Below are 24,828 nucleotides of genomic sequence, written 5' to 3'. Positions count from 1 at the left end.
GGCGAAGCCGGCGGGGTGCACACCTCGCCGGACGCGGCACTACGTGCCGGTGAGGTGCTCGGGCCGCACCGGCACCCGGTGCAGCGCGAGCCCCGTGGCCTGCCGGATGGCGGACAGGACCGCGGGTGTCGCGGAGAGGGTGGGCGCCTCCCCGGCGCCCCGCAGGCCGTACGGGGCGTGCTCGTCGGCCAGTTCCAGCACGTCGACCGGGATGGTCGGGGTGTCCAGGATGGTGGGGATCAGGTAGTCGGTGAAGGACGGGTTGCGCACCCGGCACTGCGGGTCCACCACGATCTCCTCCATCACCGCCAGGCCCAGCCCCTGCGTCGTGCCGCCCTGGATCTGCCCGACGACGGACTGCGGGTTGATCGCCTTGCCGACGTCCTGCGCGCAGGCCAGCTCCACCACCTTGACCAGCCCGAGTTCGGTGTCGACCTCGACGACGGCCCGGTGCGCGGCGAAGGAGTACTGGACGTGGGCGAACCCCTGACCGGTCTTCAGGTCGAGCGCCTCGGTGGGCCGGTGGCGCCATTCGAGGTCGGCCTCCAGCACCTCGTCCTCCAGCACCTCCGTCAGCGGGGCCAGCGACTCGCCGCCCTCGGTGACCACCTTGCCGCCCTCCAGCAGGAGTTCGGCGGTGTTCCAGGCCGGGTGGTAGGTGGCGAAGCGGGCGCGGCCGATCGCCAGCACCTGCTCGCGTACGGCCTCGCAGGCGTTCTTGACCGCGCCGCCGGTCACGTACGTCTGCCGGGAGGCGGAGGTGGAACCGGCGGAGCCGACGCTGGTGTCGGCGGGCTCGATGTTCACCCGGGTGACGCCCAGTTCGGTGCGGGCGATCTGGGCGTGCACGGTGATGCCGCCCTGGCCGACCTCGGCCATCGCGGTGTGCACGGTGGCGACGGGCTCGCCGCCGATGACCTGGAGGCGCACCCGGGCGGTGGAGTAGTCGTCGAAGCCCTCGGAGAAGCCGACGTTCTTGATGCCGACCGCGTAGCCCACGCCCCGTACGACGCCCTCGCCGTGGGTGGTGTTGGACAGCGCGCCGGGCAGCGCCCGCACGTCGATGACGGTGCCCGCCGAGCCCGGCTCCGCGGACTCCCACTGCCGCTCGGGCGGCATCGGCAGGGCCTTGACCCGGCGCAGGATCTCGGCGACGGGGGCCGGGGAGTCCACCTGCTGGCCGGTGGGCATCACGGTGCCCTGCGACATGGCGTTGCGCTGCCTCAACTCGACCGGGTCCATGTCCAGTTCGGCCGCGAGCCGGTCCAGCTGGCTCTCGTAGGCGAAGCACGCCTGGACCGCGCCGAAGCCGCGCATGGCGCCGCAGGGCGGGTTGTTGGTGTAGAGGGCGAGGGCCTCGATGTCCACGTCGTCGATGGCGTACGGACCGGCCGCCAGCGAGGCGGCGTTGCCGACGACGGCCGGCGAGGTGGAGGCGTAGGCGCCGCCGTCCAGGACGATGCGGCACTTCATGTGGGTGATCCGGCCGTCGCGGGTGGCGCCGTGCTCGTACCAGAGCTTGGCCGGGTGCCGGTGCACGTGCCCGAAGAAGGACTCGAAGCGGTTGTAGACGATCTTGATGGGCCTGCCGGTGCGCAGCGCCAGCAGACCGGCGTGGATCTGCATGGAGAGGTCCTCCCGGCCGCCGAAGGCCCCGCCGACGCCGGAGAGGGTCAGGCGCACCTTGTCCTCGGGCAGGCCCAGGACGGGGGCGATCTGGCGCAGGTCGGTGTGCAGCCACTGGGTGGCGACGTAGAGGTCGACTCCGCCGTCCTCGGCCGGTACGGCGAGGCCGGACTCCGGGCCCAGGAACGCCTGGTCCTGCATGCCGACCTCGTACTCGCCCGAGACGACCACGTCGGCCCGCGCCCGGGCGGCGTCGGCGTCGCCGCGCAGGACCGGCTGGCGGTGCACGATGTTGGGGTGCGGCACGTGCCGGGCGTGGTCGTCGGCGCGGTCGGGGTGGAGCACCGGTGCGCCGGGGGCGGTGGCGCTCGCCTCGTCGCGCACCAGCGGGAGTTCCGCGTACTCCACACGGATCTTCGCAGCGGCCCGGCGCGCGGTCTCGGGGTGGTCGGCGGCGACGACGGCCACCGGCTCGCCGTGGTGGCGCACCCGGCCGTGTGCCAGCACGGGGGTGTCGCGCAACTCCAGGCCGTAGTACTTCACCTCGGCGGGCAGGTCCTCGTAGGTGAGGACCGCGTGGACACCGGGCTGGGCGAGCGCCTCGGAGGTGTCCAGGGAGACGATCTCGGCGTGGGCGTGCGGGCTGCGGAGCGTGCAGCCCCAGAGCATGTCCTCGTGCCACATGTCCGAGGCGTACGCGAACTCGCCGGTCACCTTGAGGGTGCCGTCGGGGCGCAGCGTGGACTCGCCGATGCCGCCGGGGGTGCCGGTGCCCTGGCTGAGGCTGCTGGGTGTGCGGGTGACTCCCATGGCGTCAGGCCTCCGTTGCGGTGTCACCGGCGCGGGCGGCGGTGAGGCGGACGGCGTCGAGGATCTTCTCGTAGCCGGTGCAGCGGCAGAGGTTGCCCGAGAGCGCCTCGCGGATGTCGGCGTCCGAGGGCTGCGGGTTGCGCTCGACCAGTTCGTCGGCGGCGACCAGCAGGCCGGGGGTGCAGAAGCCGCACTGCACGGCGCCCGCGTCGATGAACGCCTGCTGCACGGGCGCCAGTTCGGGGCTCTGGCCCTCGCCGTCCGGGCGCGCCTCCCAGCGCCGGGCCTCGTCCACCGGGACGCCGCCGCGGGCGCCGTCGCCGGTCTCGCGCTCCTTGGCGAGGGCGGCGAGCCCCTCGACGGTGACGACCTCGCGGCCCTCGGCCTGGCCGGCCGCCACCAGGCAGGCGCACACCGGGTCGCCGTCCAGGCGGACCGTGCAGGAGCCGCACTCGCCCTGCTCGCAGGCGTTCTTGGAACCGGGCAGGCCCATGCGCTCGCGCAGTACGTACAGGAGCGACTCGCCCTCCCACACGTCGTCGGCCTCGTAGGGCCTCCCGTTGACCTGGAATGTCACGCGCACGCCGAGTCTCCTTCCGTGACGTGTCCGGGGTGTCCGGCGCGGTAGCTCTGCCAGGTCCAGCCCAGGGTGCGGCGGGCCAGCACGCGCACGGCGTGGCGGCGGTAGCGGGCGCTGCCGCGCACGTCGTCGATGGGGCTGCACGCGTCCGAGGCCAGCTCCGCGAACCGCGCGGCGACCGAGGGCGGGAGGACGGCGCCGCTGTCCCAGAGCCCGGCGTCCGCGAGCGCGGCGTTCAGGAAGTCCTCGGCGGTGGTGGCCCGGATCGGGGTGGGCGCGCAGGAGCCGATGCCCGTGCGGACCGTACGGGTGTCCGGGTGGAGCGCGATGCCGAAGGCGCAGACGGCGATGACCATCGCGTTGCGGGTGCCGACCTTGGAGAACTGCTGCGGCCCGGTCGCCTTCTTGATGTGCACGGCGCGGATCAGCTCGTCCTCGGCGAGCGCGTTGCGCTTGACGCCGGTGAAGAACTCCTCGACCGGGATGCGGCGGCTGCCGCGTACCGACTCGGCCTCCACCTCCGAGCCCGCCGCCAGCAGCGCGGGGTGCGAGTCCCCGGAGGGCGAGGCGGCGCCGAGGTTGCCGCCGACGCTGCCCCGGTTGCGCAGCTGCGGCGAGCCCACGGTGCGGGCGGCCAGGGCGAGGGCGGGCAGTTCGGTGCGGAGGTTCTCGATGATGCGGGTGTAGGGGACGGCGGCGCCGAGCCGTACGGCCGTCTCTCCCGTCTCCCACTCGTGCAGTGCGGTGACGCGGCTGAGGTCGAGCAGGTACTCGGGCCGGCGGTGGTCGAAGTTGATCTCGACCATGACGTCGGTGCCGCCCGCGATGGGCACGGCCGAGGGGTGCGCGGCCTTGGCGGCAAGCGCTTCCCCCCAGTCGGCGGGGCGCAGGAACTCCATGCGATTCTCTTCTCGGGTCGCTCGGGGTCGGGCTCCGGGGCGGCGTGCGGGCCGGAGCGGTTCATGTTCCGTTGGCGAGCTGTGGGGCAAGTAGACCGACGCGCCCGCCATCGGGTGCAGTCACGGAAACCATGAACCGGCTGGCTGCCCCGGGGCCGGGTCTTGTAGATTCGAACGAAAGCCGCAACCTCGTCGACGCAGGGGATGCGCACCGTCACATACGGCCACCGGGCACGCGGCGCGACAAGCGGCGGCCGGCGCCCGGCAGGCTTGCGGACTCGTGATCACTCACACGGAAACGGCGGGCGACGACATGCGGCTGCGCGCACTGCTGGAGACCCCGGCGCTCGGGCTGCGGCTGCTCGGCGGCGTCGGCGAGCTGGACCGCGCCGTGCGCGGCGTGATGACCACCGACCTGCGCGATCCCAGCCGCTACCTCTCCGGCGGCGAACTGGTGCTGACCGGGCTGGCGTGGCGGCGTACGGCGGCGGACTCCGAGCCGTTCGTCCGCCTGCTGGCCGCCGCCGGGGTGGCCGCCCTGGCGGCGGGCGAGGCGGAGCTGGGCTCGGTGCCGGAGGACTTGATGACGGCCTGCGCGCGGCACCGGCTGCCGCTGTTCGCCGTCGACGAGGACGTCGCCTTCGCGACGGTCACCGAGCACGTGGTGCGCCAGGTCTCCGCCGGACGGGCCGGTGATCTGGCGGTCGTGGTGGAACGGCACCGCAGGCTGATGTCCGCGGGCCCCGGCGGCGGCGGGCCCGACGCCGTGCTCGGCCTGCTCGACTCCGACCTGGATCTGCGCGCCTGGGTGCTCTCGCCCACCGGTCGCCAGATCGCCGGGCCCGGCGGCGGCGCCGGGAGGCTGCCAAAGGCGCTGCGCACCCGCCTGGCCGGCGCGCACCTGGCCGCGCTGCGGGCGGGGCAGCGCAGCCCGTACCGCGCCACCGGCGGGGACGGGACGGCGTACGCGCTCTTCCCGGTGCGCGGCGACGGCGACCCGGTGCGCGGCGGGGCGCCGCTCGCCGACTGGCTGCTGGCGGTGCGCGCGGACCCGGCCGACTGGTCCGAGGAGCGGCTGGACCTGCTCGCGGGCGTCACCCAGCTGATCGCCGCCGAGCGGGAGCACGGTGAGGCGGCCCGCGCGGTGCGCCGACGGCTCGCCCAGGAGGTGCTGGAGCTGGTGCGGTCCGGCGCCGCGCCCGCGGAGACCGCCGCGCGGCTGCGGGCCGCGCTGCCCGTACTGCTGCCCGGTCCGGAGCCGGGGCCGGAGCTGCGCTGGCAGGTGGTGGTGGCCCGGCTGGAGTGGGCGGAGCCGGGCGGCACCTCGGACGGTGCGGGCGCGGGTGCGGACGGCGGTGCGGACGGCGCCGGGGGAAGCGCCGTCCAGCGGCTGCTGGAGGAGATCCTGGCCGGACCGCTGCGGGACGGCGACGGGGGCGGCGCGGCCGGTACGGGCGGCACCGGCGGTGCCTCCGGCGGCGGGGACGGCGGCGCCGCCGACCGGATCGCCGTCGCGCGCGCCGAGGACGAGGCGGTGGCCCTGGTGCCGCTGCCCGCGGGGGACGCGGCACTGGACGCCGCCGCACTGGCCGCCCCGGTACAGGAGCCGCTGGAGCGCGGCCTCGGCGCGGACGGGCGGCTGTCCCTGGGCCTGAGCGCCGCCGTCCACTCGGCGGAGGGCCTGCGCGGCGCGCTGGAGGAGGCGCGGCACGCCCGCCGGGTGGCCGCCGCACGCGGCACCCCTGTGGCCGCCGCGGGCCACGCGGAGCTGGCCTCGCACGTGCTGCTGCTCCCCTTCGTACCGGACGACGTGCGGCGGGCGTTCACCGCGCGGCTCCTGGAGCCGCTGCACGACTACGACCGGCGGCACCGGGCGGAGCTGGTGCCGACCCTGGAGGCGTTCCTCGCCGCGGACGGCTCCTGGACGAGGTGCGCGTCCCGGCTGCACCTGCACGTCAACACGCTCCGCTACCGGATGGGGCGCATCGAGCAGCTGACCGGGCGGGACCTGTCCCGGCTGGAGGACAAGCTCGACTTCTTCCTCGCCCTGCGCATGAGCTGAGGCCGGGCCGGGAGGCGCTCTCGCGCACACCCGCGCAGTTCTGATAGAACGGAGAACATCCGCTCAACTTCGCGCAGCGTGATGTGCAACTTGAGCAGCCGGTCGTCGGAAGACGCCAGAGCCGTAGGAGAGGCCCATGTCGCACACCGCGGACGAGATCGCGTCCCAGCCCGAATGCTGGCGGCGCGCGGTCGCGCTGCTCCCGCGCCACGCACCGGCGCTGCCGCGCGAGGGGGAGCGGGTGGCGGTGATCGGCTGCGGCACCTCGTGGTTCATGGCGCAGTCGTACGCCGCGCTGCGCGAGGCCGCGGGCCACGGCGTCACGGACGCGTTCGCCGCCTCGGAGGCCCCGCTGGAGCGGGCGTACGACCGGGTGGTCGCGCTCACCCGCTCCGGCACCACGACCGAGGTGCTGCGCGCGCTGGAGCGGGTGCGCGGCCGGGTGCGCAGCACCGCGCTGACCGCCGTGCCCGGCTCCCCGGTGACGGCGCTGGCCGACGACGCCGTCGTGCTCGACTTCGCCGACGAGCGCTCCGTGGTGCAGACGCGCTTCCCCACCACGCAGCTCATGCTGCTCCGCGCCCACCTGGGCGAGGACCTGGACGGCGCGCTGGCGGACGTCGCGACCGCCGTCGCGGCGGAGCCGGACCCGCGGGTGCTGGCCGCCTCGCAGATCACCTTCCTGGGCTCCGGCTGGACGAACGGGCTGGCCCTGGAGGCCGCGCTCAAGGTCCGCGAGGCCGCCGCCTGGTGGACCGAGGCGTACCCGGCGATGGAGTACCGGCACGGCCCGATCGGCGTCGCGGCTCCCGGGCGCGCCGTCTGGGCGCTGGGCGGGCTGCCGGACGGGCTGGCGGAGCAGGTCGAGGCGACCGGCGCCCTGCTGCTGCGGTCCGGGCTCGACCCGCTCGCCGAGCTGGTCAAGGCGCAGCGGGTGGCGGCGGCGCTGGCAACGAGCCTGGGCCGGGACGTGGACAGTCCGCCGAACCTCACCCGTTCCGTGGTGCTGGCGGACGCGTCGTGACGCTGCTGGGCACCGGCGCGCTGCTGGCGGCGGCCGAGTCCGGCGGGCACGGCGCGGGGGCGTTCAACGCCGTGCTGCTGGAGCAGCTGGAGGCGGTGCTCGCCGGCGCCGCACGGGCGGACTCGGCGGTCGTGGTGCAGGTCAGCGAGAACGCGGTGGCCTACCGGGGCGCGCTGCGTCCGCTGGCCGCCGCCGCACGGGAGGCCATCGCCGCCACGGACACCCCTGCCGCCCTCCACCTCGACCACGCGACCGGGCCGGAGCTGATCCGCGAGGCCGTCGCGTGCGGCTTCACCTCGGTGATGTACGACGGGGCGCGGCTGCCGTGGGCGGAGAACCTCGCCACCACCCGCGAGATCACCCGCTGGTGCCACGAGCGCGGCGTGTGGGTGGAGGCGGAGCTGGGCGAGGTCGGCGGCAAGGACGGCGCGCACGCCCCGGGAGTGCGCACCGACCCCGCCGAGGCCGCGCGCTTCGTGGCGGAGACGGGGGTGGACGCGCTGGCCGTCGCCGTCGGCTCCGCGCACGCCATGACGGAGCGCCGGGCGCAGTTGGACCTGGCCCTGATCGCCGCGCTGCGCGAGGCGGTGCCGGTGCCCCTGGTGCTGCACGGCTCCTCCGGGGTGCCCGACCCGATGCTCGCGGAGGCGGTGCGGGCGGGGATGCGCAAGGTGAACGTCTCCACCCGCCTCAACGCGGTCTTCACCGGGGCGGCCCGCCGGGCGCTGGCGGACCGGCCGGAGCTGGTCGATCCCCGACGCTGGCTGGCTCCAGCGCGGGAGGCGATGGCCGAGGAGGTGACGCGGGTGCTCGGCGTGCTCGGGGCAGCGCACTCGGCGGCCCGTACGGTGCCGGGCGGGGGGTGAGCGGCGGCGGGGCGCGGGAGCGGCCGGGCGGGGCGGGGGCCGGGTGCGACGGCGGGGCTGGTGCGCGGCCGTCAGACGAGGTGCACCCGCACGCCCAGCCCCCGCACCGCCGCGGTCTCCGCCTCGTCCGCCGCGCTGTCGGTGACCACGGCGCTGATATCCGAGAGCGGGCAGATCCGGGCGAAGGTGACCTTGCCGATCTTGGTGCTGTCGGCGACCACGACGGCGTCGGTGCTGTTGCGCAGGAACGCGCGGTCGGTGTGCGCCTCCAGCTGGTCGTGGGTGCTGCACCCGCGCGCCACGGTCAGCCCGTCCGCCCCGATGAAGCTCAGGTCGAGGTGGTACTCGTCGAGCATCCGCTCGGCGGCGGGCCCGACCAGCTCGTAGCTCTGCGAGCGGGCGTCGCCCCCGATGACCACGAGCCGGATGTCGGGCCGCACCACCAGCTCCGCCGCGATGTTGACCGCGTTGGTCACCACGGTGATGCCGCTGCGCCCGGCCAGCGCCCGCGCGACCTCGGTGACCGTGGTGCCCCCGGTCAGCCCGACCACCGCGCCGTCCGGCACCAGCTCCGCCGCCGCGGCGGCGATGCGCTGCTTCTGCGCCTGCTGCCGGCCCGCCCGGTGCCGCATCGGCATCTCGAGGGAGGCGGTCACGGCACCGCCGTGGGTGCGCTGGAGCAGACCCTGATCGTGCAGGGCGCGCAGGTCACGGCGTACCGTCGCACCGGAGACACCCAGCAGGACAGCCAGCTGGTGCACGTCCGCACTGCCCTCGGAGGAGACATGGTCGATGATCCGGTGCAACCGATCACTCTTGAGCATTCCCTGAGTGTAGCGCTGATCAATCCTGCATGACCGCGGAAAGGCCTACTGAGCAGGCCTTCTCCGTTCCGCCCAGCGCCCGGACGCCCGCCCGCACGGGTACGGTCGCAGGGCTGCGCACCACCCCGCCTGCACACACCTGCGCATCCGCTCACGTCCGATCGCCACAGGCACACGGCGATCCGCTGAGCGGAACCCCTCCGTACCCGGCCTGAGCCGCCAGCACCGCGCGCAGCGTCCGAGGCGGGGCCCGACCCGCGACGGATGGAGCACGACCATGCCTGTCAAGCAGGCCCTGCGCGGCTGGCGACCCTGGGCGGCGGCCGTCCTGGCCGCCGCCGCCCTCGCCACCGCCGGACTCACCGCCACCGGCCTGGCCGGCGGCTCCTCCCCGGCCGAGACCTCAGCCCCGCAACCGCCGCCCGCCGGGGCCGGTTTCGACTACCAGATCGGTGAGCCGTACCCGCCGGCCGCGGGCGTCGGCATCGTCGCCCGGGACCGCGGCGCCGCGCCCGCCGACGGGCTCTACAACATCTGCTACGTGAACGCCTTCCAGGCCCAGCCCGCCGAGACCGGCCGCTGGCCCGCCGACCTGCTCCTGCGGGACGCCGACGGCGAGGTCGTCATGGACCCGGACTGGGACGAACCGCTCCTGGACATCGGCACCGCCGCCAAGCGCGCACGCGTCGCCGCCAAGGTCAACGCCTGGACCGACGGCTGCGCCGACAAGGGCTTCGACGCCGTGGAGCCCGACAACTACGACAGCTACACCCGCTCCGGCGGCCTGCTGACCGCCGGGGACGCCAAGGCCTTCCTCACGCTGCTGGCCTCCCACGCGCACGCCCGCGGCCTGGCCATCGGCCAGAAGAACACGGCAGAGCTGGCGGGCAGCGCCGACGCGGTGGGGCTGGACTTCGCCGTCGCGGAGGAGTGCGGCCAGTACGAGGAGTGCGGCACCTACGCGAAGGCGTTCGACGACCACGTCGTGGTGATCGAGTACACGGCCGGGGGCCTGGAGCGCGCCTGCGCGAAGTGGGGCGACCGGCTGAGCGTCGTACGCCGGGACCTGGAGGTGACCGCGCGCGGCGGCCAGGAGTACGTGCGCGCGACCTGCTGAGCCGCGCTCAGGGGCTGTCCGGGCCGCGCCCCAGCGGCACCGGGTGGGCGGCGCGCTCCACGGCCTGCCGGGCCGCCGCCGCGGCGGGGCGGGGCACCCGCGCCACCTTGGGCGTGCTCTGCCGCGGCCCGGGCCGCTCCCGCTCCAGCCGCTGCCGCACCCCGGCGGTCAGCCGCCGCGCGGCGAACGCCGCGCCGTTGAGCAGGCGCAGCGCCGGTCCGAAGGAGGGCGCGGCCAGCGGCCCGGCGAAGTAGAGGCCCGGCAGGGACGACTGGAAGCCGCCGTCCAGCTCGGGCGCCCGGCTGCCCCGTACGGTGCGCAGGCGGGCGCGCAGCGCGGGGTCGAGCAGCCGCAGCCGGGCCAGTTCGGGTACGAAGCCGGTGGCGGCGATCACGTGCTCGGTCTCCAGCACCGTCTCCGTGCCCCGGGTGGTGCCCAGGTGCAGCCGTACGCCGTCCACCGTGGGGACCGCGGACCACACCCTGGTACCCAGCCGCACCGGCGGCGCCGCGCCCTCGAAGCGCTCCCGCAGCCACCAGGCCCCGGCCGGGCGGAGGGCGTGCGCGGTGACGCGGCTGCGCAGGGCGCCGGGCAGCGCGTGCACCGCCCACGGCAGCTCCGCGCAGGCCCAGTTGGGCAGGCCGTGGCCCAGCGCCGAGTAGGGTTCGCGCAGCCTGCTGAGCGGGCCGCGCCCGGACGGCGGCGGCGGCGCGTGCCAGCGGAGTGCCTCGGCGCGGGCCACCAGGCGTACGTCGGCGCCGTGTTCGGCGAGCAGCGTGGCCGTCTCCAGCGCGGACTGGCCCGCGCCGACGACGGTGACGTGGCGCCCGCCGAAGCGGGCGAGGTCGCGGTGCGCGCTGCTGTGCGAGAGCAGCGGTGCGGGCAGGTCGCGCAGGGCGACGGGGATGTGGGCGAAGGGCAGGAGGCCCACGGCAAGCGCCACCGCACGCGCCTGAAGGGCGTCGCCGTCGTCGGTGCGCACCAGGAAGTGCCCCTCGCGGGGGCGGACGGCGGTCACGGTGCGCTCCTCGGCCCCGGGTACCGCGCCTTCGGCGAACCAGCGGCCGTAGGCGGCGTACGTCTCCACGGGCAGCGGGCCGTCGTGCCCGGTGTGCGGGTCGCGGGCGGCGCGGTAGTCGGCGAGGGTGCGGGCGCCGGACGGGTCGGACAGGGCGGCGGAGCAGGGGCCGGACTCCAGGTACGTGCCGGCGGGCATGTGGTCGCGCCAGCTGGCCATCGGTCTGCCCAGCACCCGCACGCCCAGCCCGGCTGCGGTGGCGTGCGCGGCGGCGGAGAGCCCGTAGGGGCCTGCGCCCACCACTAGCAGGTCGTCCATGACTGCTTTCCGTTCTGTGTGTGGGGGTGTCGGGTGGCGGGAGGCCCGGCGACGGTGGGTAAACCATGACATAGAGGAAACATAAATACTGGTAAGACGCGCGATATTCGGCTTAGTTGCACCCTGATACACATACGGTCACACGAAGGGGGACCATCCCCTGCCCCGGCCCCGCCCGCTTGGCAGACAGGGCCATAGAGTAAAACTTTGTGAACTGCTTCACACTTTCTCTTGGCGAGGCCCCCCAACTCGTGCTGAGATGCGGTCACATCCGGCTCAAAGGCGCGCTAGGGGAGGGCACTGTGGCGGAGACCGCCATGTCACGTCCGGTACGGCAGGACCACGAGGGAGACACCTCGCCCGTATTCGGCGGCGGAGACACCCCGTCGGAACGGGCCGTGTGGCGGCTGCGGTCCCGCGGCTGCTGGGACGACGCGGCGGCCCTGCTCGAACCGCGCGCGGCGCAGGACTTCACGGCGGCGGTGCGCCGTGCGGCCCTGCTGGTGGAGCGCTGCATGTTCACCGCGGAGGGCTGGGCCGCGGCGGAGGACGCGCTGCGGACGGCCGAGGCGGTCGCCGGCGACGACGACGAGCGGGGCGCCGCCGCCTGCGAGCGCGGCCACCTGGCGTACGCCTCCACGCTGCTCGGGGCCCGCGACCGGGCGGACGAGGCGCGGGCCGCACTGGGCCGCGCAGCGGCGCTGCTCACCCCCACGGCCGAGAGCAGGCCGCTGCTGGACTTCCGGCGCGGTCTGATCGCCGAGAAGCTCAGCGACAACCCGCAGGCCGCGAAGGCCGCGTACCGGCGCGCGCACGCGGGCGCCACCGCACACGGGAACGCGCTGCTGTGCTCGTTCACCTGGCGGCACCTGGCCGGACTGGCGCTGCGGGACGGCGAACTGGCCGAGGCGCGGCACGGGTTCACCGAATCGCTGCACCTGCGCGAGAAGCTGGGCTTCCTGGTCGGCGTGGCACCCGCGCTGGTCGCGCTCGCGGACACCCAGCCGCAGGAGGAGGCGGCGCGGCTGCGGGCGGAGGCCGGGCGGCTCTTCCGGCTGCTCGGCGGCGTGCCGACCTGGCTGCGGGGGGAGCTGGGCACCACCTGACCCACGGGTGCGCCGGCGGCCGAAGGCGCGGCCGGGGCCGGAATCGCACTGGCGAGCGCCGAAGCGCGATCATGTCAGGTAAGGTAAGGCTTGCCTGCAATCGATCGTCGATCCGGTGGACCCGATGACCCTGCCCGCGCTCGCCTCGCCCGCCCCCTCCCGCGCGCCCTCGCCCGGCGCGCTTCTCTCCCCCGCCCCGTTCTCCCCTGTCCGGCCCACCCCCGCTCCGTTCTCCGCCGCCTACGCCAGGCTGACGAAGGCGTTCCCCCGGCTGGAGGTGCTGGAGAGCGACGTACCGGCGAGCGGCGAGGGCTGGCTGGCGGCCACCGATCTGGTCCGGGGAGGCCCCGCGCTGGACGCCTTCCTCGCCTGGGACGACGACCGGCTCCTGGAGGACTACGGGCAGCGTGCGCGACCGGACGTGGTGGCCAGCTTCGCGCTGCACCGGTACGCCTGGCCGGCCTGCCTGCTCATGACGATCCCCTGGTTCCTCTCCCGCCGGGTGCCGCGGCTCCCCGTGGAAGCCGTGTCCTTCCGGCGCGACCCCGGCCAGTTCTCGGTCCGCATCAGGGAGTTCAGCTGCCTGCCGGGCGACCCGGCCGCCACCGCGCCGGGCGCCCGCGTCGTCAGCGGCGAGGAGGCCCTGCGCGCGGAGCTGCGCACCGCCGTGGCGGACCATCTCGGGCCGGTGCTGGAGGCGTTCAGGCCCCGGCTGCGGCGCGGTTCCCGGGCACTGTGGGGCATCGCGACCGACGAGATCACCGAGGGGCTCTGGTATCTCGGCCATCTCCTCGGCGAGGAGGCGCGCGCCATGTCGGAGGCCGCGCTGCTGTTGCCGGGCTCGACCGCCCCGTACGCGCGGGGCGCGGCCTTCCGCGAACTGACCGGACCGTCGGGCGAGGCGCTGCCCACCCGGGACCGCGGCAGCTGCTGCCTCTTCTACACCCTGCGCCCCGAGGACACCTGTGTCACCTGCCCGCGCACCTGCGACACCGAGCGGATCGAGCGGCTGACCGGCACCCGGTAGCCCGTTCGGCCCAGAACACCCGCTTCCGTACCCCGCACCGCCCATTGGTGGCCTCTTGCGCCGAAACTCCCCTTCCGGTGACGGGAGTTCGCCAGGATGCTCGGCGACACCGAGGCAAGGCGAGGGGCACCCCGATGACACTGACGGATATACCGCTGAACTGGGTACTGCCGGGCGCCGCGTTGCTCGTCGGCGCCCTGGCGGCCGTCCTGCTGACGGCGCGGCACAAGGGCGGGCAGCACGGCGCACCGGGGCCGGGCCACACGGACGGCACGGGCGGCGCGCAGGGCGCGGACGGCAAGGGCGGCGGCAGCAAGACCAGGGAGCCCGCACCGCCCGACTCCCAGGAGCGGGCCGAGGAACGCGCCGAGGAGCGCCGCCGCCGCAAGGAGACCCTCTACGCCACCGCCTCCTACCTGCTGCTCTTCTGCTGCGCGGCGGTGGCCGCGGCGCTCTCCTTCCACGGCCTGGTCGGCTTCGGGCGGCAGAACCTCAACCTCTCCGGCGGCTGGGAGTACCTGGTCCCCTTCGGCCTGGACGGCGCGGCGATGTTCTCCGCGATGATCGCGGTACGCGAGGCGAGCCACGGCGACGCCTCGCTCGGATCGCGGCTGCTGGTATGGACGTTCGCGGCGGCTGCGGCCTGGTTCAACTGGGTGCACGCGCCGCGCGGCGCCGGACACGCCGGCGCGCCGCAGTTCTTCGCCGGGATGTCGCTCTCGGCGGCCATCCTCTTCGACCGCGCGCTCAAACAGACGCGCCGGGCCGCGCTCCGCGAACAGGGCCTGGTCCCACGCCCGTTGCCACAGATCCGGGTCGTACGGTGGCTCCGCGCGCCGCGCGAGACCTACCGCGCCTGGTCGCTGATGCTGCTGGAGGGCGTGCGCTCGCTGGACGAGGCCGTCGACGAGGTACGTGAGGAGCAGCGGCGGCACGAGCAGGACCGGCTGCGCCGCCGGGACCACGACAAGCTGGAGCGGGCGCGACGCAAGGCCATCCAGCGCCAGCACCGGAGATGGCACCGGGGCCGCGGCGGCGCCCCGGGGCTGGAAGTGGAGATCGGCACGGACCCGGGGCAGCACAGCGGCCAGCCCGGCGCCCTTCCCGCGGGCGAGGCCGCCGCACCTGTCGGGGCCGCCCGCAGGCCCGCGCTCCAGGCGGTCGTGGACCGCGGCGGACCGCCGGCGGGGCACCGGACGGAGCCGCCGGCGGACGACGACGCCCTGCACAACCCGGCCAGTCCGCGACTCGACTCCCTGGAGGAGAAACTCGCCCAGATCGAGCGGCAGTTCGGCTGAGCCGCGCCCGGCCGCGACGCGCGACCCGACCGGGACGCGCGCCCGGACCGGAGCCGGGCTGGGGCTACCCTTCCCAGACGGCGGCGGCGGTACGGTCACCGCCGAAACCGGTGACCGGAACCTGAAGACACGTCAGGAACTCGGCCAGGTCCGGCGGTTCGGCTGCGGACGCCCAGCGCTCCGCCAGGGAGTCGGCGAACTCCGGTACGGCGCGCAACGGTTCGGCCAATCCGGCCCCACACAGCAGCAGCGTGTCCCCGGGTCGGGCGACGGCGGCACGGAAGCGGAACGGCTCCGGCTGCGGCAGGCCCGGCACGTCCGGCGTCGCGATGCCCAGGTTCATCGTGGGTCGCGGCTCCGGCACCTCCCCGGCCTCCCCGCTCTCCGGGCCCGGCTCCCGCCGGGACGCCTCCTCGGGCGGCGGCACCTCGCTCACGCGCGGCTCGATGTCCTGCCAGGCACCGTCCCGCAGCCGGAAGAGGCCGCCCGAGCCCATGCCGAAGAACAGCCGCGTCGCACAGGAGGCGTCACCCGGCAGCAGCAGGCAGCGCAGATCGGCCCGGTACTGGCCGGGTCCGAGACCCAACGCGGCGGCCTGGGCCCGCAGTTGACTGTGACTGCGGTCCGTCAGCCGCTTGAGCCCGGCCTTGAGCGCGCCGCGGTTCCCGCCGAGCAGGTCCGCCACGAGCCGTTCGTGGCTGCGCCCGATCGCCTCACCGATGGTGTGGCACGCCTCCCGCGCGGCGCGGTGCGCCGCCTCCGCTGACCCGGCGCCCGTGGCCAGTGCCACCAGCAGCAGGGCGCTGTCCCCGGTGCCGAAGCGCGCGGTCAGCAGCGCGTCCCGACGCGGCTCCCCCGCCAGCCGCGCGGTGTCGCCGCGTACGGAGACGGCGCGCAGCGCCACGGAGCCGTGCCGGGCACCGTCCAGCACGGTGTCCGGGACCAGGCTGGAGAGCGCCGCGAGGTCGGCGGCGGGCAGCTCACCGGGCTGTGCCCGCGCGGGCGCGGGCGCGGAGGCGACGGAAGGTTCACTGGGGCGGGGCCCTTCGGCGGCGGGCTCGGCCGTGGGCGAAGCGGCGGCGGGCTCGGGCCGCTCGCGCCGGGTCACCGGAGGTTCGGCCGCGGCGGGCTCGGCGCCGACCAGCAGCTCCGCCGCCAGGGTCCGCCGGGGTCCGCCCGGCTCCGGCTCCTCGGCGCGGCGGGCTGCCGCCGGTTCCGCCGTGCGTGGCGGGTCCGGGTCCGGCTCCGGCGCCTCCTCCGGCTCCGCCGCCTGCTCCCACCACTCCGGGCGGCGCGGCTCTGGCAACTCCTGCCGCTCCGAAGGCTGTTGCGGCCCCTGCGGCTCTTCCGATACCCCAGCCCCCGAAGCCTCCGGCTCCGCCGGCCGTTCCTCCTCCGGCTGTTCCTCCCGCCGCGCTTCCTCCTCCGCCGCCTTCGCCGCCCCCGTCGTCCCCACGACGGTGCGGCGGGCCGAGGCGAAGCGGTCGTCGAGCGTGTCGCCCGCCGCCGAGCGCCCCGTGTCCGGGGCGTCGCCGTCGTACAGCTCGCCCCACCAGTCGTCGTCCCGTTCCCCGATGCGCGGACCGTGCCGCTCCCCCTGCTCGCTCATGCCCCTCATTGTCACCGAAGGCGGCTGTGCGGGAGCCCCGCTCCGGGGAAGGGACGGCGGCGCACGGGCGGACGTGTGAGGCTGACGGTATGACGGACACCACCGGTAACAAGAGTTTCAGCGATGCGGAACGTGCCTATCTGGCCACCCAGCGGCTGGGCAGGCTCGCCACCGTCGACCCCGCCGGTCAGCCGCAGGCGAATCCGGTCGGCTTCTTCCTCCGTACCGACAGCACGGTCATGATCGCGGGATTCGCGCTCGCCCAGACGAAGAAGTGGCGGAACCTGCTGGTGAATCCGCGGCTGTCACTCGTTGTGGACGACCTGGCCAGCGTCACACCGTGGAAGGTACGCGGAGTGGAGATCCGCGGGGTGGCGGAACTCCTCACCGGCCCGCACGACCTTGGCGCGCACCTGAGTGAGGAGCTGATCCGCATCCATCCACGGTGGATCTACAGCTGGGGGCTGGAGGAAGACTGACCGGCGAACGACAGCGGGAGGTCCTGCTGCCTCAGCACCCCTTCCAGCGTGAGGAGTTGGCGCTTGCGGTCGAGCCCGCCCGCGTAGCCGGTCAGCGATCCGTTCGCGCCGATCACGCGGTGGCAGGGGTGCACGACGGTCAGCGGATTGGCACCGACCGCTCCTCCGACGGCCCGTACGGCGCGCGGGTCCATCCCGGCCATCGCGGCGAGGCGGCCGTAGGTGACGGTGGAGCCGTACGGGATCTCGTCGAGCGCCGCCCACACGCGCTCCCGGAAGTCGCTGCCGCGCGTCGCGAGGGTGAGGTCGAACTCGTGCAGCTCACCGGCGAAGTAGGCGTCCAGCTGCTCGGTGACCGCGCCGAACGCGCCGTCGGCCCGCCGCCAGTGCGGCTGCACCGGGGTGGCGCGCTTCTGGCCGGGCACGGTGATCGCGGCGACAGCACCGGGCTCGGGGCCGGAGACGAGCAGCTCGCCCAGCGGGCTGGGATGGGTGGTGTACAGCATCACTCGTTCTCCTGGTCAGTGCCGTTGCCATTGCCGTTGCTGTTGCCGCCTGCGGGCTGGAGGGCGTTCCAGAGGTGGTGCAGCCCGTACGAGCGCCAGGGCCGCCACCGCTCCGCGTGCCCCGCCTCCGCGCCGACGGCGGCCAGCCCGTGCCGTACGCCCGCGTCGCCCGGCAGGAAGACGTCCGGATCGCCGAGCGCCCGCATGCGTACGTATCCGGCCGTCCACGGGCCGATGCCGGGCAGGGCCAGCAGCGCCCGCTCGGCCTCGTCCCGGTCGGCGCCGGTGTCGAGCGTGACGGTGCCGTCGGCCAGCGCGGTCGTCACCGTGCGCAGCGTCCGCTTGCGCGCCTGCGGCATGCCCAGCTCGTCGAATGCGGCCCCGCCGAGCGCGCCCGCGTCGGGGAAGAGGTGGGTGAGCCCGCCGTCCGGTGCCGAGAGCGGCTTCCCGTACACGGCCACCAGCTTCGCGGCCAGCGTACGGGCGCCGACGACGGTGATCTGCTGGCCGAGCACCGCCCGTACGGCCAGTTCATGCGGCTCGGCGGCGCCGGGCGAGCGCAGACCGGGGGCGGCTGCCACCAGCGGTCCCAGGGCCGGATCGGCACCGAGCCGCTCGACGACCGCGTACGGGTCGGCGTCCAGGTCGAACAGGCGCCGGACCCGCTGCACGGCCGTCGTCAGGTCGCGCAGGTCGGCGAGGCGCAGCCGGGCCTCCAGCCAGTTGTGGCTGCCGCTGGCCGTGCCCTGGGGGCGCTCCTCGACCTCCGCCACCGCGTTGCCGTAGGTGAGGTTCAGCGTGCGGCGGTAGGTGCGGTGCGGCGCCGTACCCGTCATCTCCTCGATGCCGGGGATCGCGCGCAGGCCGAGGAAGTCGAAGATCTGGCGCGCCGCGTACGGGCCCCGGTAGGCCAGCCGCAGCGGCACCCCGGCGCACGGGGTGTCCAGGTCGGCGGCGCCGGCGCGAGCGCCAGCGGCGCGGGCGGCGGCGGGCGCCGTGGGCCCGGCCGAGCCGAGGCCGCCGCGCCGGGCCGCGCGCAGCCCGCTCGGGGTGGTCGCGTAGATCTCCCGCACCGTGTCGTTGAACTGCCGGACGCTCGCGAAGCCCGACGCGAACGCGATCTCGGTGACCGCGAGCGGTGTCGTCTGGAGCAGCAGCCGGGCCGTGTGCGCGCGCTGGGCGCGGGCGAGGGCGACCGGCCCGGCGCCCAGCTCGGCCGTCAGCTGCCGCTGGACCTGGCGGGAGCTGTACCCGAGCCGGACAGCGAGCCCGGCGACGCCTTCGCGGTCCACGACACCGTCCGCGATCATGCGCATGGCGCGCCCGACCACGTCGGCCCGTACGTCCCACTCGGGCGAGCCGGGCACCGCGTCCGGGCGGCAGCGGCGGCACGCGCGGAAGCCCGCGCCCTGGGCACCGGCCGCCGACGGGTAGAACCGGACGTTCTCCCGCTTGGGGGTGACCGCCGGGCAGCTCGGACGGCAGTAGATGCCGGTGGTGGTCACGCCCAGGAAGAACACGCCGTCGAACCGCGCGTCCCGGCTCCGTACCGCCTCGTACCTGCTCTCTGCTGTCATCACGCCTCCCAGTCTGCGCCCGGACGGGAAGCTGAGCTAGCGGAAATCGGACGCCACCGTCGGGCGCCGCGCTGCGGGACAGCCCTGAGGTCCGGAGGTACGGCCGGGCCAGGATGCGGCGTCTCTCCCTGTCAGTTTTCCGGCTGTACTCGGCACCGGGCGAGCCGAGGCACCGGGCGACGCATCTCTCGGACGGCCCTGCGGCCCTGCGGCCCTCATTCTGCCGGGGGCCGCCGCTCCCCCGCGTCGCCCGTCGCGAACTGCTCCCGCCCGACCACGCGCAGCAGGTCCAGCTGCCCCGCACCCGCACCGCCCGGCAGCGGCGTGAAGATGAGCAGCCGCTGGTCCTCCTCGGGCGCGAGCAGCGTCTCGCAGTCCAGCTCCAGCAGCCCGATCACCGGGTGGAGCACCCGCATCCGGCTGCGGCGGCGCACCGCCACCTCGTGCAGCTCCCACAGCGCGGCGAACTCGTCGCTGACCGCCCGCAGCCGCGCCACCAGCCGCGCCGCCACCGGATCGCCCGCCCGGCGCGCGACGGCCGCGCGCAGGTCGGCGACGTGGACGCGGCCGTAGTGCTCGTGCTCGTCCGCCGGATACGCCTCGCGCGCCGCCGGCTCGGTGAACCAGCGCCAGACCAGGTTCCGGCCGTGCTCGGAGACCGTGCACACGCCGCCCAGCAGCGACTCGGCCAGCGCGTTCTGCGCCAGTACGTCGCCGAGGTCGCCCAGCACCTGGGCCGGGGTGTCGGTCAGCCGCTCCAGCAGGTGCAGCAGGCCGGGCCGTACGTGCGTGCCCGCGCCCCGTCCGGCGGGCGGCCGGTGCCCGGCGAGCAGATACAGGTGGTCGCGCCCGTCCTCGTCCAGCCGCAGCGCCCGCGCCAGCGCGGCGAGCAGCTGCGGGGAGGGCTGCGGGCTGCGCGCCTGCTCCAGCCGGATGTAGTAGTCGGCGGACATCCCGGCGAGCTGCGCGACCTCCTCGCGGCGCAGTCCGGGCGTACGGCGGCGCGGTCCGGCGCGCAATCCGGCCTCCTCCGGGCGCAGGCGCTCGCGGGAGCGGCGCAGGAAGTCGGCGAGTTCACGGCGGTCCATCGGCATACCTCTGATCATCGCCGACCGTCCCCGCCGGAGCCAGGGATCGCGAGTCCCAGCCGCAGCGGTGCTCTCCTCACCGCGCCCCGGCGGCGGCAGTGTGCGGGGCGCCGGACTTTCCGCGGTCCGGCGTCCCGCACCGACGAAGGAGACACGGACATGCCCACCGTCACCATCGACGCCGCCCAGGTCCACTACGGCAGCACCGGCCTCCCCGCCCACGGCGCCCATGGCGCTCCCGGGCGGACGCTCGTCCTCGTGCACGGCACCGGTTCGGCGGGCGCCGCACTGACCTGGGGAGGCGTCGCGCACCGCTTCGGCGACGTGCGTACGGTCCTCACCCCCGACCTCTCCGGCGCCGACCGGACCTGCGACGACGGCGCGCCGCTGACGGTGGCCGGGCTCGCGCGGCAGGTCGTCGCCGTCGTCGAGGACGCCGTACCGCCCGCCGCCGGGCCCGTCGACCTGCTCGGCTTCTCGCTGGGCGCGCCGGTCGTCGCAGCCGTCGCGGCCACCCGTCCCGACCTCGTACGCCGCCTGGTCATGGTGGCCGGGTGGGCGCACACCGGCGGGGACGAGTACCTGCGCAACCTGTTCACCCTGTGGCAGCGGCTCGGCCCCACGGACCCCGAGTCCTTCGGCCGGAGCGTCACGATGACCGGCTTCAGCCGGGGCTTCCTCAACGCGATCGGGCGGGCGGAGGTGGAGGAACTGGTGCCCAACATGCCGCCCACCCCCGGCACCCTGCGCCACGTCGACCTGAATCTGCGCGTCGACATCCGGGACCTGCTCCCCCGCATCCACCAGCCCGCGCTGGTGGTGGGCTGCACCCAGGACCTCACCGTCCCGGTGCAGAACAGCCGCGACCTGCACGCGGCGCTCCCCCACAGCCGCTACGCGGAACTCGACACGGGACACGTCACCTTCTTCGAGCAGCCGGACGCCTTCGTCCACCTGGTCCGGGACTTCCTGCTGGAGCCCTGAACGTCAGCCGCCGCCCGGTACGGTGGGCCGGTGCGCCTGCTGCTGCTCTCCGACACCCACCTGCCGCGCCGCGCCCGCCGACTGCCCGCCGAAGTGCTGGAGCGCCTCTCCTGGGCGGATGCGGTCATCCACGCGGGCGACTGGGTGGACACCGCCACCCTCGACCTGCTGGAAGAACGTTCCCGCCGCCTCGTCGGCGTGTACGGCAACAACGACGGCCCGGACCTGCGCGCCCGGCTGCCGGAGGAGGCGCACGTACGGCTGGCCGGGCTGCGCCTCGCGGTGGTCCACGAGACGGGCCCGGCACGTGGCCGGGAGCGGCACTGCGCGGAGCGCTTCCCGGACACGGACGTGCTGGTCTTCGGCCACAGCCACATCCCCTGGGACAGCACGGCGGACAGCGGCCTGCGCCTGCTCAACCCCGGCTCGCCGACGGACCGCAGGCGCCAGCCGCACTGCACGTACATGACCGCCGAGGTACGGGGTACCCGGCTGGCCGAGGTCGTACTGCACCGCCTGCCACCGCGCGTGCCGTGAAACCTGGCGCTCGGCGCTGACGTCCGGGCCACAGGTCAGCCGGACGGGTGATTCCGCCCCCGGACCCCGGCCCGGTGCGGCACCCACGGGGCGGCGGGTGCGGTGTCCTGACCCTGCCCTCCCACAACCCCCTCCATCACCAGGAAGAAGTGATCGGACATGGCCACCTGCGAGGTCTGCCACAACGACTACGCGATGTCCTTCGAGGTACGGGCGGCGGGCGAGGTGCACGTCTTCGACAGCTTCGAGTGCGCCGCGCACAAACTCGCCCCGATCTGCGACAACTGCCAGTGCCGCATCCTGGGCCACGGCCTGGAGGCGGACGGCCAGTTCTTCTGCTGCGCCCACTGCGCCCGCATGAAGGGCCGCTCCGACCTGGTCGACCACGCCTGATCCGGGGCCCTCGCCCTGACGCCTGCCGGGTGACCACCGGCCGAAGGCCGCCCGGCAGGCTCAGCCACACCGCGGAGCGACCGCCGCTCCGCCCCGCGGCACGGTCAAGTCGCCTGAGTACAGGCGTTCCAGGCCGACAAGCCGAACGGTCGCGTCCCGGCCAGGTCGTCGGCGAAGTCCGCGCCCCCGAAGCACAGCAGCCGCCACGGATGTGCCGGAGGCTCCGCACATGCCCAAGACCGATCGGCTCCTGCCACTCCGCCTCTCCGACTGCCGGCAGCCGTTCCTCTCCGTCGGCACCCTGCCCGAAGACGGCGACGTCCACCTCGTGACTGGTCCGGGCAACCGGGTCGGACGCTGTTTCGCCCGCCACCCGTGAGGGCGTACCGCCCCAGCTGCCGGGAGCCGCGTACCCGCGCGCCCACTCCCGGCACATGCCCTCGACGTGGGGGCCGACGACGTTGCTTCGCAAGGCGCGGCTGACCCGACCCGAGTTCTTGGAGCACCCCGAGCGGACGGGCGAGATCCCTCGCCTTGCGGGCCACGCATCCGGCGCTCCCGCCTCCTCGCGCCGCGAGCCACCGCCGCGTCCGCTTCCACGACCTCAGGCACTCGACTGCGACCCTGCTCCTGGAACAGGGCGCCGAACTCGTGACCGCGTCCACGCCAAGCCCTGGTCCCGGCCCCGCAACCGGGCCTGCCGCACCTGCGGCGGACCCGGCTGCGGTGCCTTCGGCGGCGGCTCGTCTCGCTGCCCGGGGCTCCCTTGCCGGGGTTCATCGACCGAGTCGTCGACCGGTTCACCCAGGTATCAGTCGTGGTCGATCCGGGTCCGTCGGCCGACTTTCGGCGAGTTCTTCTGGTAGGCAGAGCCGGCCTGCTCATGCCTCGTCCACCCAGTCGAGGTACCCAGGAGACCCTGCCACCCCGATGACTGCGCCCTCATCAACGACGGACAGGACACGCCCACTCACAATGGGCACTCGTTTCCAGTCGTATGTCCGCCCTTCAACGGAACACCGCGGTGCCCGTGCGATTCCGACTTTCCGCAGCATGGCACCGTTCCTGGCAGTCAGAAGTTCCCTTCCGTCGCTGCGCACGATCCACAGGTCGTCTTCTTCGACAAGATGAAGTGCCCGGGGGACAACTATCGGGTCGGGCAGCTCTGGGGGCTCCACGGCGTAGAATCCTTCATTTTCATCCAGCTCGTGGAGCACCATCCCGGCACTCACGTCTCCTATGCACTCAAGGAAGGCCTCGCTGCATACGAGATTTTTCGTGCCCTCGAGTTTTGCCATGACCAGGTCGTCACTGAACGGATGCTCGTCGAAGGGGGTCAACCACGGGAAGCCGGCGATCCTGTCGATCGACGCGTCGATCCCTGGCCGAACCTCGAACAGTAGACTGTAATCGATTCCATGCGATTCCAGCTCGCGGGCGAGACCCTCAGAGACATGCGAAGTTGGCAACACCCATTGATAGGGCAGGTCCTCTTTCATGAGGGCCCCAGCCTGCGCGAGTAGCAGTCGGACAGAATCCGATTTCACCCCGGCCGCAAAATCTAGAACTGCAAATTGATCCATTATTCGATGATCTCCCTGAACGGACCCCGCTGGGTATCCGGTCTACAACATTCATCCGGCCGCTTCAATGCACCGCATGCCGCACCTCTCATGCTCGGCCGGGTCATCAATATTTGTCAGACCTTTTCCAACCTGGTGATGCCGGCCGAGAGTTGGACAGTCCTGCGCAACGACGAAGCTCCTGGTGGACGGGTTCTCGACCAAGATCACCCGTGCCCACCAGGAGCTTCGCGTGCTTTTCCACCCGTCCTCGATCGATCTGTCCAGCTGCACCTTGCGGTTCCTGATCGGACAACTGACTGCGAGGCGGAAGGAGACCAGGACACGGTGGCGGCGCCATCCCGCCGCACGTCAGGCCCTACTCGCTCCGGCCCACCCGCGGTGCGGCGACGCCTACGCCCAACTGGCCGCCGGATTCGGCATCGGGATCGCGACCGCCTACCGCTGCACACGTGAAGCCGTCGAGGCCCCGTCCACCCTCGCCCCTCCTCGGCCGAGGCGAAGCGGACGGTCCGCGAGAAGGCGTGCGTCATCCTCGACGGCACCTGCCGCGGATCGACCGTATCACCGCCGACACCCCGTACTACTCCAGGGGGTGCCGCAGCGAGCCCTGCGCTGTCACGCCGCGATCTCGTCCGCCAAGGTCGCCGAGTATCAGAAACGGGGCCGGATCCACTTCCACACCGTCAGCCGCCTCGACGGCCCCACTGGCCCTACCAGCACCCCACCCGCCTGGGCCACCGTCCAACTCCTCGACCTCCTCGACCTCCTCGACCATGCTGTCCGCACCGCCGCCGCACGCACCCGCGTCCACCATGAGGGCGAGCTGCCGAAGCAGCCACGGCCCACCGGATACGCCCCCGCGCCCCCGCCCCAAGTCGCAGATCTGACGGGCGGTTGGTGTTCCGGTTCGAGCGGCGATCGACGTCCGCGCGATCCGCGGCACCGACTTCACCGGGGGCGGCCCGGTCACCGACCGGCACATCGCCGCCTGCATAGCCAAGTACGCCGCCAAAGGCGCCGAGACCCCCACCGGCACCCTCGACCGCCGTCTCCCCTTCCTCGCCGAACTCGCTGGCTACGACATCACCGACCACGCCCCCGCATGATCCACACCGCCTGGCACCTCGCCGCCAACCGCCGGCACGCTTACTCCGCCTGCGCGGGTGGGCCCCATGCTCGGCTTCCGAGGCCACTTCTCCACCCGCACCCGCCACTGAGCCGTTTCCAACCTGACGGGTGGTTGGACCGGCAGCCCCGGCGACGGGCATGAAGAAAGCTCCTGGTAGACGGGTTCACGACCAAGATCACCAGTCCGCCAGGAGCTTCACGTGCTTGTTTACCCGTCCGGCATCGATCTGTCCAGCCGCGCCCTGCGGCACCTCTCCGGTGTTCTCGCAGGTCACCGCCATCGGATCGGTTCGCGCTGGCGACGCCTGACCTGCGGCCGGCAGGCCCTGCTCGTCCTGGCTCACCTGCGCTGCGGCGACACCTACG

The 24,828-nt window shown here is 74.3% G+C and carries 23 protein-coding genes and 3 pseudogenes; 16 read left to right on the top strand and 10 right to left on the bottom strand.

Going from position 1 to position 24,828, the window contains the following annotated elements:
* Positions 1-39: 39 nt before the first annotated feature.
* Genes pucD through H299_RS0102990 form a run of 3 tightly spaced genes read right to left on the bottom strand, consistent with a single transcriptional unit; the run spans position 40 to position 3,915 of the window.
* Positions 40-2,436 carry a xanthine dehydrogenase subunit D gene (gene pucD / locus H299_RS0103000; protein WP_027747192.1) on the bottom strand — a complete coding sequence of 799 codons (2,397 nt, stop codon included), beginning with the start codon at positions 2,434-2,436 and terminating at the stop codon, positions 40-42.
* 4 nt (positions 2,437-2,440) lie between these two features.
* Positions 2,441-3,019, bottom strand: coding sequence for a (2Fe-2S)-binding protein (locus H299_RS0102995; protein ID WP_027747191.1), 579 nt, complete (start codon positions 3,017-3,019; stop codon positions 2,441-2,443).
* The gene (locus H299_RS0102990) at positions 3,010-3,915 is read right to left on the bottom strand and encodes an FAD binding domain-containing protein (protein WP_027747190.1); all 906 of its coding nucleotides are present in this window, start codon (positions 3,913-3,915) and stop codon (positions 3,010-3,012) included. Before H299_RS0102990 ends, H299_RS0102995 begins: the two co-directional genes overlap by 10 nt.
* A 313-nt stretch (positions 3,916-4,228) precedes the next feature.
* Between H299_RS0102990 and H299_RS0102985 the strand changes: the two genes are divergently transcribed.
* The 3 genes from H299_RS0102985 to H299_RS0102975 all read left to right on the top strand — a co-directional run bounded on the left by H299_RS0102985 (position 4,229) and on the right by H299_RS0102975 (position 7,867).
* Positions 4,229-5,977: a PucR family transcriptional regulator ligand-binding domain-containing protein gene (locus tag H299_RS0102985; RefSeq protein WP_027747189.1), complete on the top strand. Its 1,749-nt coding sequence runs from the start codon at positions 4,229-4,231 to the stop codon at positions 5,975-5,977.
* A gap of 136 nt (positions 5,978-6,113) precedes the next feature.
* Positions 6,114-7,001: an SIS domain-containing protein gene (locus tag H299_RS0102980; protein WP_027747188.1), complete on the top strand. Its 888-nt coding sequence runs from the start codon at positions 6,114-6,116 to the stop codon at positions 6,999-7,001.
* Positions 6,998-7,867 carry a class II fructose-bisphosphate aldolase gene (locus H299_RS0102975; RefSeq protein WP_027747187.1) on the top strand — a complete coding sequence of 290 codons (870 nt, stop codon included), beginning with the start codon at positions 6,998-7,000 and terminating at the stop codon, positions 7,865-7,867. The genes H299_RS0102980 and H299_RS0102975 overlap by 4 nt, the downstream gene beginning before the upstream one ends.
* Before the next feature lie 71 nt (positions 7,868-7,938).
* Here the strand turns inward: H299_RS0102975 and H299_RS0102970 are convergent, their stop codons facing one another.
* Positions 7,939-8,691, bottom strand: coding sequence for a DeoR/GlpR family DNA-binding transcription regulator (locus H299_RS0102970; protein WP_027747186.1), 753 nt, complete (start codon positions 8,689-8,691; stop codon positions 7,939-7,941).
* A 277-nt stretch (positions 8,692-8,968) separates the two neighbouring features.
* Here H299_RS0102970 and H299_RS0102965 point away from each other — a divergent pair, with 277 nt between their 5' ends.
* Entirely contained in the window at positions 8,969-9,808 is an 840-nt protein-coding gene (locus H299_RS0102965) for an endo alpha-1,4 polygalactosaminidase (RefSeq protein WP_037757639.1), read from the top strand.
* A 7-nt stretch (positions 9,809-9,815) separates the two neighbouring features.
* Here H299_RS0102965 and H299_RS31895 read toward each other — a convergent pair whose 3' ends face one another.
* Positions 9,816-11,144 carry an NAD(P)-binding domain-containing protein gene (locus H299_RS31895; protein WP_051262083.1) on the bottom strand — a complete coding sequence of 443 codons (1,329 nt, stop codon included), beginning with the start codon at positions 11,142-11,144 and terminating at the stop codon, positions 9,816-9,818.
* Positions 11,145-11,461: 317 nt separating this feature from the next.
* Here H299_RS31895 and H299_RS31890 point away from each other — a divergent pair, with 317 nt between their 5' ends.
* The 3 genes from H299_RS31890 to H299_RS0102945 all read left to right on the top strand — a co-directional run bounded on the left by H299_RS31890 (position 11,462) and on the right by H299_RS0102945 (position 14,575).
* Complete coding sequence (locus H299_RS31890; RefSeq protein ID WP_051262156.1) at positions 11,462-12,250, top strand: hypothetical protein; 789 nt, start codon at positions 11,462-11,464, stop codon at positions 12,248-12,250.
* A 124-nt stretch (positions 12,251-12,374) separates the two neighbouring features.
* Positions 12,375-13,277, top strand: a complete 903-nt coding sequence (locus H299_RS31885; protein WP_051262155.1) for a (2Fe-2S)-binding protein — start codon at positions 12,375-12,377, stop codon at positions 13,275-13,277.
* Positions 13,278-13,411: 134 nt separating this feature from the next.
* On the top strand, positions 13,412-14,575 hold the full coding sequence (locus H299_RS0102945; RefSeq protein ID WP_027747184.1) for a DUF2637 domain-containing protein: 1,164 nt from the start codon (positions 13,412-13,414) through the stop codon (positions 14,573-14,575).
* Positions 14,576-14,639: 64 nt separating this feature from the next.
* Here H299_RS0102945 and H299_RS0102940 read toward each other — a convergent pair whose 3' ends face one another.
* Positions 14,640-16,184, bottom strand: a complete 1,545-nt coding sequence (locus tag H299_RS0102940) for a protein phosphatase 2C domain-containing protein (protein WP_027747183.1) — start codon at positions 16,182-16,184, stop codon at positions 14,640-14,642.
* A gap of 89 nt (positions 16,185-16,273) precedes the next feature.
* Between H299_RS0102940 and H299_RS0102935 the strand changes: the two genes are divergently transcribed.
* Entirely contained in the window at positions 16,274-16,663 is a 390-nt protein-coding gene (locus H299_RS0102935) for a PPOX class F420-dependent oxidoreductase (RefSeq protein WP_027747182.1), read from the top strand.
* On the opposite strand, the gene H299_RS31880 is transcribed toward H299_RS0102935, so the two are convergent.
* The 3 genes from H299_RS31880 to H299_RS0102920 all read right to left on the bottom strand — a co-directional run bounded on the left by H299_RS31880 (position 16,636) and on the right by H299_RS0102920 (position 19,840).
* On the bottom strand, positions 16,636-17,169 hold the full coding sequence (locus tag H299_RS31880) for a methylated-DNA--[protein]-cysteine S-methyltransferase (protein WP_051262082.1): 534 nt from the start codon (positions 17,167-17,169) through the stop codon (positions 16,636-16,638). The two genes, H299_RS0102935 and H299_RS31880, sit on opposite strands and share 28 nt — an antisense overlap.
* Entirely contained in the window at positions 17,169-18,746 is a 1,578-nt protein-coding gene (locus H299_RS31875; RefSeq protein WP_051262081.1) for an AlkA N-terminal domain-containing protein, read from the bottom strand. Before H299_RS31875 ends, H299_RS31880 begins: the two co-directional genes overlap by 1 nt.
* Positions 18,747-18,961: 215 nt before the next feature.
* Complete coding sequence (locus H299_RS0102920; RefSeq protein ID WP_051262080.1) at positions 18,962-19,840, bottom strand: MmyB family transcriptional regulator; 879 nt, start codon at positions 19,838-19,840, stop codon at positions 18,962-18,964.
* A 153-nt stretch (positions 19,841-19,993) separates the two neighbouring features.
* Here H299_RS0102920 and H299_RS0102915 point away from each other — a divergent pair, with 153 nt between their 5' ends.
* The 5 genes and pseudogenes from H299_RS0102915 to H299_RS40155 all read left to right on the top strand — a co-directional run.
* The gene (locus tag H299_RS0102915; protein WP_027747180.1) at positions 19,994-20,818 is read left to right on the top strand and encodes an alpha/beta fold hydrolase; all 825 of its coding nucleotides are present in this window, start codon (positions 19,994-19,996) and stop codon (positions 20,816-20,818) included.
* A gap of 30 nt (positions 20,819-20,848) precedes the next feature.
* Positions 20,849-21,355 carry a metallophosphoesterase family protein gene (locus H299_RS0102910; RefSeq protein ID WP_027747179.1) on the top strand — a complete coding sequence of 169 codons (507 nt, stop codon included), beginning with the start codon at positions 20,849-20,851 and terminating at the stop codon, positions 21,353-21,355.
* A 159-nt stretch (positions 21,356-21,514) separates the two neighbouring features.
* Positions 21,515-21,748 (top strand): hypothetical protein, encoded by a 234-nt coding sequence (locus H299_RS0102905; RefSeq protein WP_027747178.1) that lies wholly within the window; start codon positions 21,515-21,517, stop codon positions 21,746-21,748.
* A gap of 229 nt (positions 21,749-21,977) precedes the next feature.
* Positions 21,978-22,127, top strand: a complete 150-nt coding sequence (locus H299_RS39455; RefSeq protein WP_158692262.1) for a hypothetical protein — start codon at positions 21,978-21,980, stop codon at positions 22,125-22,127.
* Between the two features lie 188 nt (positions 22,128-22,315).
* Positions 22,316-22,402 (top strand): annotated as a pseudogene (locus H299_RS40155) (tyrosine-type recombinase/integrase); the annotation flags it as partial.
* A 227-nt stretch (positions 22,403-22,629) separates the two neighbouring features.
* Here H299_RS40155 and H299_RS39835 read toward each other — a convergent pair.
* On the bottom strand, positions 22,630-23,331 hold the full coding sequence (locus tag H299_RS39835) for a hypothetical protein (RefSeq protein WP_027747177.1): 702 nt from the start codon (positions 23,329-23,331) through the stop codon (positions 22,630-22,632).
* 232 nt (positions 23,332-23,563) lie between these two features.
* Here H299_RS39835 and H299_RS40150 point away from each other — a divergent pair.
* The 3 genes and pseudogenes from H299_RS40150 to H299_RS40140 all read left to right on the top strand — a co-directional run.
* Positions 23,564-23,921: pseudogene (locus H299_RS40150) on the top strand (IS5/IS1182 family transposase); the annotation flags it as partial.
* A gap of 5 nt (positions 23,922-23,926) precedes the next feature.
* On the top strand, positions 23,927-24,604 hold the full coding sequence (locus tag H299_RS40145) for a replication initiator (RefSeq protein WP_486587128.1): 678 nt from the start codon (positions 23,927-23,929) through the stop codon (positions 24,602-24,604).
* Between the two features lie 58 nt (positions 24,605-24,662).
* Positions 24,663-24,828: pseudogene (locus tag H299_RS40140) on the top strand (IS5/IS1182 family transposase); the annotation flags it as partial.

The organism is Streptomyces sp. CNH287, from assembly GCF_000424825.1.
This window is presented reverse-complemented; position numbering and strand designations above follow the sequence as displayed.